Source organism: Lacinutrix gracilariae (assembly GCF_042684485.1).
GTDB lineage: Bacteria > Bacteroidota > Bacteroidia > Flavobacteriales > Flavobacteriaceae > Oceanihabitans > Oceanihabitans gracilariae.
This window is the reverse complement of the sequence record NZ_JBHULM010000011.1, coordinates 1,337,409-1,349,750: the sequence shown is the minus strand read 5'-3', so window position 1 is coordinate 1,349,750 and position 12,342 is coordinate 1,337,409. Positions and strand designations below refer to the sequence as shown.

Sequence of the window (12,342 nt, the reverse complement as noted above, 5' to 3'; positions counted from 1 at the left end):
ATTATTTCCTAACATATTTCCTAAAAGACCTAACAAGCTCAAAAACAGCGATTGCGATAAAAATTCTAAAGAAAAAATCAATAACTATAGACAGTGGAGAATAACGACCCAAACCATCTATAAAATTTATTCCACGCAACGGATTAATAAATAGAAAATATTTTGAAATAGTATCTAAAATCACATCTACAGATAAATCTAACACAGTATCTGACAATGTAAATAGCAATGTGATATAAGTGGGAATTGAAATAATTAAAATCCTGCTAATTACTTTGAGCCAATCAGTGCCAAAACTACTAAGCCATTTTGACAACTTTAAAGCGATTATACTGCCGCACCTCTCTCTAGATTTAGCCTCTGAAATTTTTACTTTTAGTAAATTCTCTTGAGTGGCTTTATAATAATCTACTTTATCCTTTGTATTACTACTTTTAATAGCTGATGTATACAAATCATTATAAACACCATATAATTTTGTCGGGCTTCCTTCAATATCAATTGGAAAAGAAGAATTATAAAGCTTTAACGAAGAAAGGTCTGAATGTTCAATTTCAACTTTTTTAAATTTTTTTATAAAAACATCTCTAAATTTAGACAAACCTAAATCACTAATAACTATACTAAAAGTTGAATCTAAACTTCCTGTTAATGGCCTTATAAATGACAAATCTATCTCACCAAAATTAAAAAGGCTATCCATTTTAAAATCTTTAACCTCAATATCTCTTATTAAATATTTAGAATTAGCACTTATTTCTCCATGAAGTTCCAAATAGTCACATTCAATTTTATAAATTAATAAGTCTTCAATACTACGAGAATTTATTGCCAAATTTTTTATAAAAAACCTTTTACTCTTATTTAATCCAATAAAAGGAGGACTAATTCTAATCTCTTTATATATTCCTTTTTCTTTACCAAAGACAGAATCAGAAAGACTAACAGTTAGAAAATCGCCATTCAAAAGTACAAATGATTCTATAGGTGAAGTAATAAAAATATGATTAAACTTTCCATTATAAATTCTTAGTTTTAAGAACTCTGAATCCTCAACATTCACTTGCTTAACTATTGTTGATTCTCCTTCAATATTAATATTGAAAACACTTTCATTCTTTTTAACATTAACCAATTTAATATTACAATTCTTGAAATCTATTTCCTTAAACTCTATTATTGATTCAACTATTACAGTATCAAAGACACAATTTTCAAAAGATATTTTTCGTACTTTATAATTTTCAAAAACCAACTCTCTAATAAATATTAAGCCCTCAAAATTTACATTTTTAAAAAACAAGGAGTCCGATTCTATAAATGCATTATCACTTGTTTCAAAGCCATAATCATTAAAATATTTGATAGTAATCATTTCCATGTTAATCTTTTTAATAAATGTAGAACATTAGTTCCATACAAACAAAAAACCCTTTCCAAATGAACGGAAAGGGTTTTTACAAACTAACTCAATTATCACTGTGCACTCCAGCCTCCATCTAGCACAAAAGAAGAACCTGTTATGGTTGTCGAGGTCTCTTTTGCTAGTAGTAAAGCCATATCTGCAATAGCCTCTAGAGGTACAAATTGTTTTACTGCTTGCTTTTTAAGCATTACTTTTTCTACCACCTCATCTTCTGTCATACCATGTGCTTTAGCTTGATCTTTTATTTGCCCAACAACTAAAGGTGTTTTTACATAACCAGGACAAATAGCATTACAAGTAATATTAAAAGGAGCACCTTCTAAGGCCAGCACTTTGGTCAAACCAATTACACCATGCTTTGCAGTAACGTAAGCCGATTTATATTCGGATGCTCGAATACCATGTACCGAAGACACGTTAATTATTCTACCAAATTTTTGTTTTTTCATTTGTTGCCAAACTGCTTTTGAAGCATAAAAAACAGCATTCATATTAATAGCAATAATATTTTGGTATTTACTATTAGGAAAATCTTCAATTGGCGAAACAAATTGTATTCCTGCATTATTCACTAACACATGAAGCGCACCAAAAATTTTTATGGTTTCTGCCACTAAGGCTTCAATAGCTTCGGCTTGCAATAAATTAGCATTAGAAAAGGCCACTTTTACTTGGTATTTTTCACCAACCTCTTTTGCTATTTCTGCTCCATTAACCTCTAAACCATGAAACATAATATTGTATCCTTCTTTAGCAAATTGATTGGCAATACCTAAACCTATTCCGCTAGTACTTCCTGTAATAAGAACTGTTTTATTCATGGTTTAAAAATTTTTCAAGGGTTAGATTAAAAGCCTCTGGTTGATCTATAACAACACCATGTCTTGAATTTTTTACAACAGCTAAAGTGGCATTAGGCAGTTTTTTTACATAGTCTTCTTTAAAGGTAATTGGCGTATAATCCATATCAGATGCTACAACAAGGGTTCGGGTTTTTATGTTTTTTATTTTCTCTCCCAATCCCCAAGCCATCAAGGTTACAAAAGATTTATAATAGGCATTGTAATCGTTATTTCTACAACGTGTATCAAAATCATTTCGCATTTTTATTTGATGTGGTTCTGGAAACATATTAAAAGATATTTCTTTTGCTAAAGCTTCTAAACCTTTGGTTTCAAGAAATTCAATTCTATTTTTTAAAAGGTCTTCACCAGTTTTTCCCATATCATTAAAATCTGGACCACTATTTACAATCACCAAATTATCTAAATACTGCGGATAACGCGCAGCCATTTCAAAAGCTATGGCGCCTCCCATAGAAAAACCTACAACAGTAGCTTTTTTAATATGTAATTGGTCTAAAAACTGTTTTACATCTTCTGTCATTAAACCTACACCATAGGCATTTAATGGTTTTGTAGAATCTCCATGACCTCTTAAATCTAGTGTAATAACACGATATTTTTTTGAAAAGAAAGGGACTTGAGCATCCCAATCTTTTTTTGTGGACCCTAAACCATGAAGTAATAAAAGCACGTTACCTTTTCCATAATCTTCATAGTCAAGTTGAATATCCTTAACTTGTATTTTTGGCATGGTTAAAAGACTTAGTTAATAGTTGAAGTACTCTTGTTAAAGAAATTTATTTTATACTTTAACTCAAAAGAAACTAGCGTTTCAACAATAGGAGAAGCTACAAACTCTCTGTTTTTAGCATTAAATAAGTTTGTAATGTTTAATCCTAAAGACAGTCTATCATTAAAATTATAACCAGCATTAGCATCTACCGAAAAACCACCTAATTGTCCGTAGTTCCAGGTTCTTCCTACTTGTGCATCTTCAACAATTTCATTAACACCATCACCATCTTGATCTTGTGTTTCTGCTGCTACATTTATACCAGAAAAGAAATCATATTTTTCAACAAATCTTCCGTAAAGGGCTCCATAAAACTTCCCTTTATTATAATGTACTCCTACACTAAACTTATGGTTAGGTGTATTAATTGGCAATTCACTTTCTAAAACCTGACCATCTAAATTACCATCATTATCTAAATCATCTTTATCTAGATCTCTACCAAAATAAGAGTAGTTTAAAGAGGTTCTAAAACTATCTGTAAAATAATAATTAAGCCCTACATCTAATCCGTAGGTATCTACATGACCAAAGTTTAAATAGGTTAATATAAAAGAACCATCTGAACCTTCAACAACATCACCAATTGGCTGGTCACCAATATGTGTTACATTGTTACCATTGGCTGCATCTGCAATATTACGTAATGGACTAATAAAATTATCAGATTGGTTATAGTACGCATTGGTATCTATAAATAATTTTTCAGACAGTTGACCTTTGAAACCAATTTCATAAGAGTTGATATTTTCAACATCTAATTTTTCAATTTTAGTTCCGTCTGTTAATGTAAATCCTTCTCCATTTCCTAAAACTAAACCACCAAATAAGTTTCCTTTAAGGTTTAAAATAGAAGGTACTGCAATTCCTTTTCCGTAGGTTACTCTAAAGGTTCCGTTTTTCACCTTTTTAGTAATTGCTGCTTTTGGTATAAAGTTAGAACCATATAATTCGTGATTATCTATTCTTCCTCCTAACAAAAATCCCCATCCAGAATCTTCTAATTTATATTCTAACTGTGTATAAACACCTGTTTGATCTAGATCTATTCCGCCTTCATCTAAAAGATAGGTACCTTTAGAGTCTGCCATATCTAACTGGTATTGTGCACCTAATGTTACATAGAACTGATTCCAATTATTGTTGTATTGTGCTTCTGCATTAAAACGTCTTGAAGCATCTTTAAAAACAGCTCCTCTTTGCAATGCAATACCATCTCCTTGATTAGGACCTGTTTGCAACCATTGTTCTGTAAAGGAGCGTTCAAGAGCTTCTTCTTCTGAAAAACCATTATTTATAAACGACACATAGTTTTGTGTACGTTGGTTCATGGCATAAGTATCATCTGTGTTACTCCAAGTATAGTACGTATTTGCAAAGAAGTGTTTAGACACAAATTTTAGTTGTGCAACATCTATACTCCAATCTTTAATTTGGTTACGTCCTGCATTTGTAACTGCAATATTATTGCTATTACTATGTCCATAATATCCTGATAACTCAGAGCTTTTTGTAGGTTTATAAAATAAAGAAGCACCATATTTTTGTGAATCAAAATCACGATCTAGATCTAATTCTTTGTATGCTGTTGTACCAACATACACACTATCTACGTAGTTAAATTCTGTTCCTTGTGATCTTTCAAAATGCACCTTATACGCAAACTTATCATTAATTACCTGTGCATGTCTTAATCTTGCTGTAAGTACATTTTGATTTCCTGCTCCAACAGCAAAAGTGGTACCTTCTGATTGTCTTGGGTTTTTAGTTATAGTACTTACCAATCCGTTATGAGCGTTTGGACCATATAGTGTTCCGTTTGGACCTAGTAATATTTCTACACGAGAGATATCGTCTTTTGAAACGGTAGAAAAAGATCCCATTGGTAATCCTGTAGCAATTAAAGTAGATAATCTATCATCTGTTACTTGTAAGTTTTTAGAATTAAAAGCAGAATTAAACCCTCTAATATTAATTCCTGTTCCTAAAACACCACTTCTTACAAAGTCTACTCCCTTTTGTCTTGCTGCTAATTCGCCTATATTAAAACTAGGAAACTCTTCAATTTCTCTAGCTGTAATTACATTTACTGTAGCAGGTACATCTGTGATTTTTTGAGGCTTTTTTCCAGCTGTTATAATTACTTCATCTAAAACACTGTTAGATTCGCTTAACTGTACTTGTAACTTTGTTACACTTCCAGAGGTAACAGAAACCGATTGTTCTTGGGTTTGAAAACCAATATAAGAGATCGATACAGTATACGTACCTTCTGTTACGTTTTCAATAGTAAAATTACCATCAAAATCGGTTACACCTCCTTTATCTAAAGTTTTAATATATACTGCTGCTCCAGCTAAAGGCATACCACTTGTTTCGGTAATAGTACCTTCTATGCTTCCTGTGTCTTGCGCATGAATAACCAATGAACTAATCAAGGTCATTAAGAAAAGTAGTTTTTTCATAATTAATAAAATTGTTTTAAGTTAGATTATAGTGGCAATCTATTATGAAAAAGAAAATAAACAGAAGCAAAAACCATCAATAACAAGTGTGACTTAAGTTTTAAATTTTTAACTATTCAAATAAAAACACTAGCAAAAACGACGCTTTAAGCCATTAAACTACATATATGACTTTAGCTTTAAAAAAGCTTCTGGCAAGTTATTTGAAAGCGTATCTATAACCTTAATCATTAATTGTTTCTGACTTTTTGTTGGCTTTATACCTTTAAGTGGTGCTTTAATTTCTTCTAATAAACGTGAAGAATTTATTTTACCTTCCATATATCTAGAAAGTGATATACTCCAGGATATATTAGGTACGTAGTTATTTTTCTTTTGTCTTTCGCTTTCCTTTTCTATTAAATTAAATTTAGAGGCTAGTTTAAGCACTTCTTCATACTTTTCTTGAATTATTAAAACATTTATATACGAGGTAAAGAAATGATGCCAACGGTGTTTTAATACTTCTTTTTTATACTTTGTTAAAAATGTTTTTGCAGTTGCTTCTGCTAGCTTGTTGTTTTGAAGCTCTGATAATACACGAATTTGATACGAACAATACCCAATTTTTTGATGGTAATTATGGCTTTGTTTATACAATTCTTGATAGTCTTCTAATAGTGCAAAAGCTTTTTTAGGACTATTATTTCGCAATAAAATGGCTACTAAATTATTTAAATACATTAAGGTATCGTTATTGTTTTGTCTTATTGACAAATAGCCATAAAATTCTGCTTCTACCAGTTCATTTTCTTTGGAGTGCAGTAACACACGACTAGCATAATAATTAGACAACAAACGTCTGGAATACATTTCGCCTTGACTAAAATAAAAGTCTATTTGATTAAAAATAACTTTTAACTTATTACTCTCATTATAATTAGTATACAAAAAGGCAAGTAAAACAAAGGCTTGGTACCTGTTTTTACCATCTATACTTTTATTATTAAAAACGTCAAGCAACCACGTTTCTAGATGCTTTGTTTCATTATTATTAAGGGTGTATTGATTTGTAATTTCTGTAGTGGCAGTGTATAATTTTTCATTAATATCTTTAACCTCAATATATTTATCTTTATAGGTTTCTATAAAATTTGCTACAATTTGATGGTCTTTATAGCGCATTCTAACTAATAAATACGACTTGTATTCTTTGGCTAAATCATATAAATTCTGAAAGTTAAACTCAATGTTTTTATAGCTTGCAATATAATGTAGAAATGCTTTTTCTTCGCTAGACGCTATAGCATCTGTAAGTATTTTTTGCTTAAGAGCTATTAACCAAGCAATGGTTACATCTACATCAATATTGGCTAATTTTTTTTCAACCCAATCTTTAATGTAGGAATATTTACGTTTATTGATGCTCGTATCAAAATCTACAAAATCTTTTTGCGATAAGGCATTCGCTATTAAAAGTTCTATAATTTGAAGCTTTTCACCATCCGTAAATTGATATCTGTTTTGCAAATACTTCGCTTCATTTGGTAGGATGGTTTTACTAAATTCGGTAAATTTTTTAAGTTTAGTTTTCATTATACACCAAATAAAATTAGGTCCAGATTATCTATTTTAATTATTTGCTACAAACTCTTGAATAAGCAGATTTACTTCTAAAGGTTTTTCAAACTGAACAAAATGACCAGCATCTTCAACAAAGGCTACCTGTACTTCTTTAATTTTTTCTGATGCTATCGCACCAACCTGAGCTGTTGTTAAATTAGGATTGAGATAACGATTAGGTATAAGCATGTCTTTAGTACCAAAAACAACTAGCGTTTTTTGTGTTATATGCTCTAAATCATCATACACAGGATCATTTAGCATTCCAGAAATACTACTTACAATAGCATGGCAATGTGCATTAAAATCTGCTGCTAGTTTAATTTGTTTTCTATCTTCAATCATTCGAGCAGCTTCTTCAGGTAATTTATAAAAATTTAAAGCGTAATTTTTTTCAATTTGCTCATCTGTTGTGTTTTTTACCATTTCTTTCGTAAAAAACCCTTTAAGTACATTGGCGTTTACTTCTGAAAACTGTTCTAATCCTGCTGGAGCAACAAGTATTAACTTTTGTATATCTTCTTTGTAGACAGTTGCTAATTTAATGCTTGCTTGTCCTCCCATAGAATGTCCAACAAGCACTATATTATTTAGCTCTAATTTTTGGATAAACTTGTGTAACATTTCGGCAAAATAAGAAGAGGTATATACAACATCTGGTTTTGATGACTTACCAAAACCTGGCAAATCTAACGCTACACATGTGTATTGATTTTTTAAAGTATGTATGTTTTTTGACCATGCATCAGAATTACTGCTTAAACCATGAACAAACAGCATCGTTTTTTCACCAGCACCTTCTTTAATATAACTTATTTCGGTACTATCAATTACCACAGAATGCGATTTAAAATCATATTGAGAAATTATTTCTTTCATAAGTTTATCTGATTTTTGTGATACTACAGTAGTACTAATTAAAGTAAAAACGAATAATAGAATTAGTCTTTTCATTGTTGTGATGTAACAGTATTAAAATATTTAAATAATTTTTTTCTAGACACTTTACCTAAACTAGTTAACGGAATTTCATCTAAAATAAAGAGGTGCTTAGGATGTTTAAAACTCACTAAATTTGCTTTTAATTCTTCTCTAATTTGTAGTACAGAAAGCCCCTTATTTACTGTAGTTACAAACGCTATACCACATTCTCCCCATTTTTCATCTTTTACACTTAAAACCACTGCTTTTTTTATGCCTTTTATTTGCTCTAGATGTTCTTCAATTTCTTGCGGATAAATGTTTTCACCTCCAGAGATATACATATCATTTTTACGACCTTTCATATACAAAAAGCCTTCTTGATCTGTGTATGCAAAATCTCCTGTAAACAACCATCCTTTTTTAATTTTACTGCTTGTTCTTACAGAATTATTCCAATAACCAGGTGTTACAATGTTTCCTCTAATACAAAGCTCACCAACTTCATGCGCCTTAACTACATCGCCTTTTTTATTTACAATTTTTAAATCTAGATAAAAGTTAGGCTTTCCAATAGAATTTGGTTTTAGCTCTGCCATTTTATGATGTAAAGAGGTAATACTAGGTCCTGCTTCTGTTAATCCGTAACCAGGTCTTATATAAATGTTTTTTTCATTTTTCCAGAAGGAAACCAATTCTGAAGCTACTTTTTCGCCACCAGAAATAATATAGCGCAGTTTTTTAAGGCTTACATTTTTAAATACAGGAGTTTTTTGCATCATTAACAACATAGTAGGCAAAGCCATAAACAATGTAGTTTTATTCAGCTCTAAAAGACATAGAATTTTTTCGGCATCAAATTTCTCTAACATACCAATATGCGCTCCTTTATGCAGTAATGGTGTTATAAAAACATTCCAACCAGAAGTATGATAAGGAGGCAAGGTATTTATGGTAGAATCTCTAAACGTAATACCCAATTGCATAGATGTGTTTAGGCTATTCCAAAACAACATTTTATTTGTGTATATAACACCTTTTGGTGCACCTGTTGTTCCAGAAGTATAGAATATAAATAACGGATTATCTTCTTTAATCACAAAGGTTTTTACAGGCACCTTTTCATCGGTATAAAAAAACTGGCTTAGTGTTTTTAAAGAAAGTTTTGTTACGTTTTCAATAGGTAATTGCGCTGCTTTTTCTTGGTGGTTTTCATTACATATAAATAAACTTGGTGTACAATCTACAATAAGCTTAGCTATTTCATTTATAGATAACCGATAGTTTAAAGGCACTAATATTAGTCCCATACGCTGGCAAGCCACAAAAAGAACAATATACTCTAAACTGTGTTCTGCTAAAACAGCAATTCTATCGCCTTCTTCTAACTGAAGTTTTACAAAAGAATGGATTAATCGGTTGGCATAGGTATGTAAATCACTATACGTATAACTTTTATTTGCGTCATACGATGTTATAGCGATTTTTTCTGGCGTATAATCTGCCCATTTAGCTGTCCAATCTAATGCTTCCACTTGCTACTTTTTTTGAATCTAATTTATAAATACTATAACCAACAACCAAAGAAGCAACAATACCAAGTGCTGCCGAAACACCAGGATTATTTACAGGCTCCTGCATATAAGGTGTTATTCTTCCATAATAAACTCCAAAATGAACTACAATTGCAGTTATACTAGCAATAGAAACTGCTCTTGTAGATACGTTATTTAAAAAGGTGCCAAAAAGAACAGGAACAAAAGCTGCAGCGAAGTAGGCATACACGCCATTTTGAGCAAAAATAGCCACACTCACATTTGGGCTTTTTATTTGTTGCCAACTCAGCACAAAACTCACAACACCAAGTATGATAATAACCATTTTATTTATTGTTATGGTTTTTTCGGTAAACTTATCTTTAAATAAAGGATTAATAATATCTGATGTAATGGTTATAGATAAGGATTGAATTAAACTCTCTAAGGTAGATAAACCTGCAGAAATTAAACCAACTACAATTACTAATCCAACACCTACAGAAAATTTAGTAACCACATAAGTTGGAATAATTTCATCCATGCGTAACTTTTCACCATTAACCATTAAATCTGGAAAACTTATACGTGCATATAAACCAACCACTACCACTAAAAAGAAAACAATCATAAAAGCAATACCACTAAAGAGGTAACTGTTAATTTTACTAGAATCTTTTAATAATAAAGACTTGGTTATAATATGTGGCTGACAAACAATAGCGACTCCTATAATAATTTGAGTAACAATTATTTCAAAATAATCACGAAAAAGAAAACTTGAAGTATTAGTAGGCTTTGTTAAATTAGAATCAATGCTATTTAATTTATCGAAGAGCCCTGTAATACCCTCAGTAAAATATTCTGAACCAGAACTAATTAATATTATAGCTACAATAAACATAATAATAGCTTGAATGGTATTGGTGTACACCATAGAGTTAGCACCACCAAACATCATATACCCAAAAACAAAGGCTGTTATTGCTAGAAGCACATAAAACGGATCTGCATTAAGCGATTTTGAAATTACTTGTGTAAGTCCTACATTAATAAGTACAATAAAAGTAATTAGCAAAAGCGCAATAACACCAAAGAAAAACGCATAAGACTTGCTTTTATAGCGTTTACCAATCCATTGTGCCATAGTGGTAGCCTTAACAGCATTACCTTGTTTTACAAAACCTTTGGTAAAAACAATTAACGATATAAATGCAGCTATTGGTAAGACAATTGCAAATGAAATAACACCAGAAACTCCGTAAAGCGCAATAAAGCCTGGATTAATAATAAAAGTAGCAGCACTTGTCATAGAAGCTGCTAAAGACAGACCTACAACCCATGGAGAAAAACCTATATTACCAACAGCATAATCTTTAATATTTGTATTTTTTTTGGCCCCTCGAATTACAAAATACAATATTACAGCTGCGTAAACAGCCAATAAAATCCACATATAAGTCACTAACTTTTCTGATGCTATCATTTGTATATTTCTTTAAAAACAAATAACAAACTTTATATTATTTTGGTTTTAAGTTTTTTACCTTTCTAAGGTATGACTTATAAACCAAAAATAGTCATTATTAACCAATTAAGTTAAATAACAACTATTTACATAAGCTATGACTTTTAATTTAAAATGATAATTAATAGGTATTTGTAGACACTTTCTATTAATTACAACAATTATAAATACCGTAAAAGTTAGGCATAAAAAAAACACCTTCACTTAAAAAAGTAAAGGTGTTTTTTAATTTTTAGGATTTAAAATTCCTAAGCCTCAAAAGGCTCAATAGAAACGTAAGACTTATTGTCTTTTTTCTTTGTGAATTTTACTAAACCATCAACTTTAGCATGTAAAGTATGATCTTTTCCTTGGTATACATTTTCACCTGGATGGTGTGTATTACCTCTTTGTCTTATGATAATGTTACCAGCAATAGCAGCTTGTCCACCAAAAATCTTAACACCTAAGCGTTTTGATTCTGATTCTCTACCATTCTTCGAACTACCAACTCCTTTTTTATGAGCCATGATCTTAAGGTTTTATATTGTTATACTTAAGTGGTTTAGCAATTAAGCTTTTCCACCATCTAATTCGTCTTGCCATTTCTTTAACTCATCCCACTTACCATCAGCAGCTAATTTAGCTTGTGCTGGCCAAGTATCTGTTACGTGGCTTCCACGAACACCTGCAATGATTTCAGAAATTTTAGCTGCATCTGTTTTTGCTAATTCAGCAAAAGTTGCAACACCTGCTGCTACAAGAGTCTCAGCAATTTTAGGTCCAATACCTTCAATTTTCTTTAAATCATCAGCTTTACCTGTTGCTTTTTTAGCAGCTGGTTTCGCTTTTTTAGCTGGAGCAGCTTTTTCTGCTTTAGCTCCTGAAGCTACAATATTTTCAATAACGATTTCAGATAAAGCTTGTCTGTGTCCATTCTTAACACGGTAACCTTTTCTTCTTTTCTTTTTGAAAACAATAACTTTATCACCTTGAAGGTGCTTTAAGACTTTTGCACTTACTTGTGCTCCGCCTATAGCTGGGGCGCCTACAGTTACATTGCTACCATCTGCAATTAAAAGAACATTATCAAAAGATACATTCTTTCCTTCTTCTATTGCTAAACGGTTAACAAAAACTTTTTGGTCTTTTTCAACTTTAAATTGATGCCCTGCTATCTCTACAATTGCGTACATAGCGTAACGTTTTTATTAATTAATTTATATAAAATAATCTCATTTTCCTTAG

At 31.1% G+C, this 12,342-nt stretch carries 10 protein-coding genes; all 10 read right to left on the bottom strand.

All coding sequences use genetic code 11. From position 1 onward, the window contains the following. Position 1: 1 nt before the first annotated feature. A complete protein-coding gene (locus ACFSSB_RS12865) occupies positions 2–1,381 on the bottom strand; it encodes a hypothetical protein (RefSeq protein WP_379904881.1) in 1,380 nt (459 codons plus the stop codon). A gap of 95 nt (positions 1,382–1,476) precedes the next feature. Next, positions 1,477–2,247, bottom strand: a complete 771-nt coding sequence (locus tag ACFSSB_RS12860; RefSeq protein ID WP_379904879.1) for a 3-hydroxybutyrate dehydrogenase — start codon at positions 2,245–2,247, stop codon at positions 1,477–1,479. Further along, a complete protein-coding gene (locus ACFSSB_RS12855; protein WP_379904877.1) occupies positions 2,240–3,022 on the bottom strand; it encodes an alpha/beta fold hydrolase in 783 nt (260 codons plus the stop codon). Before ACFSSB_RS12855 ends, ACFSSB_RS12860 begins: the two co-directional genes overlap by 8 nt. An 11-nt stretch (positions 3,023–3,033) precedes the next feature. After that, the gene (locus tag ACFSSB_RS12850; RefSeq protein ID WP_379904875.1) at positions 3,034–5,529 is read right to left on the bottom strand and encodes a TonB-dependent receptor; all 2,496 of its coding nucleotides are present in this window, start codon (positions 5,527–5,529) and stop codon (positions 3,034–3,036) included. 159 nt (positions 5,530–5,688) lie between these two features. After that, positions 5,689–7,104, bottom strand: a complete 1,416-nt coding sequence (locus ACFSSB_RS12845) for a hypothetical protein (RefSeq protein WP_379904873.1) — start codon at positions 7,102–7,104, stop codon at positions 5,689–5,691. A 36-nt stretch (positions 7,105–7,140) separates the two neighbouring features. Then, positions 7,141–8,085 carry an alpha/beta fold hydrolase gene (locus ACFSSB_RS12840; RefSeq protein ID WP_379904871.1) on the bottom strand — a complete coding sequence of 315 codons (945 nt, stop codon included), beginning with the start codon at positions 8,083–8,085 and terminating at the stop codon, positions 7,141–7,143. Further along, positions 8,082–9,587: a class I adenylate-forming enzyme family protein gene (locus tag ACFSSB_RS12835; protein WP_379904869.1), complete on the bottom strand. Its 1,506-nt coding sequence runs from the start codon at positions 9,585–9,587 to the stop codon at positions 8,082–8,084. The genes ACFSSB_RS12840 and ACFSSB_RS12835 overlap by 4 nt, the downstream gene beginning before the upstream one ends. Then, a complete protein-coding gene (locus ACFSSB_RS12830; protein WP_379904867.1) occupies positions 9,562–11,073 on the bottom strand; it encodes a sodium:solute symporter family transporter in 1,512 nt (503 codons plus the stop codon). The genes ACFSSB_RS12835 and ACFSSB_RS12830 overlap by 26 nt, the downstream gene beginning before the upstream one ends. Positions 11,074–11,363: 290 nt before the next feature. Further along, the gene (gene rpmA, locus ACFSSB_RS12825) at positions 11,364–11,624 is read right to left on the bottom strand and encodes a 50S ribosomal protein L27 (RefSeq protein ID WP_013869859.1); all 261 of its coding nucleotides are present in this window, start codon (positions 11,622–11,624) and stop codon (positions 11,364–11,366) included. 42 nt (positions 11,625–11,666) lie between these two features. Next, positions 11,667–12,290 carry a 50S ribosomal protein L21 gene (rplU, locus tag ACFSSB_RS12820; RefSeq protein WP_379904864.1) on the bottom strand — a complete coding sequence of 208 codons (624 nt, stop codon included), beginning with the start codon at positions 12,288–12,290 and terminating at the stop codon, positions 11,667–11,669. Positions 12,291–12,342 lie beyond the last annotated feature (52 nt).

Coding starts and splice junctions, on each gene's coding strand:
- ACFSSB_RS12865 (WP_379904881.1), bottom strand. CDS start 1,381: ATGGAAATGATTACTATCAAATATTTTAATGATTATGGCTTTGAAACA.
- ACFSSB_RS12860 (WP_379904879.1), bottom strand. CDS start 2,247: ATGAATAAAACAGTTCTTATTACAGGAAGTACTAGCGGAATAGGTTTA.
- ACFSSB_RS12855 (WP_379904877.1), bottom strand. CDS start 3,022: ATGCCAAAAATACAAGTTAAGGATATTCAACTTGACTATGAAGATTAT.
- ACFSSB_RS12850 (WP_379904875.1), bottom strand. CDS start 5,529: ATGAAAAAACTACTTTTCTTAATGACCTTGATTAGTTCATTGGTTATT.
- ACFSSB_RS12845 (WP_379904873.1), bottom strand. CDS start 7,104: ATGAAAACTAAACTTAAAAAATTTACCGAATTTAGTAAAACCATCCTA.
- ACFSSB_RS12840 (WP_379904871.1), bottom strand. CDS start 8,085: ATGAAAAGACTAATTCTATTATTCGTTTTTACTTTAATTAGTACTACT.
- ACFSSB_RS12830 (WP_379904867.1), bottom strand. CDS start 11,073: ATGATAGCATCAGAAAAGTTAGTGACTTATATGTGGATTTTATTGGCT.
- rpmA (WP_013869859.1), bottom strand. CDS start 11,624: ATGGCTCATAAAAAAGGAGTTGGTAGTTCGAAGAATGGTAGAGAATCA.
- rplU (WP_379904864.1), bottom strand. CDS start 12,290: ATGTACGCAATTGTAGAGATAGCAGGGCATCAATTTAAAGTTGAAAAA.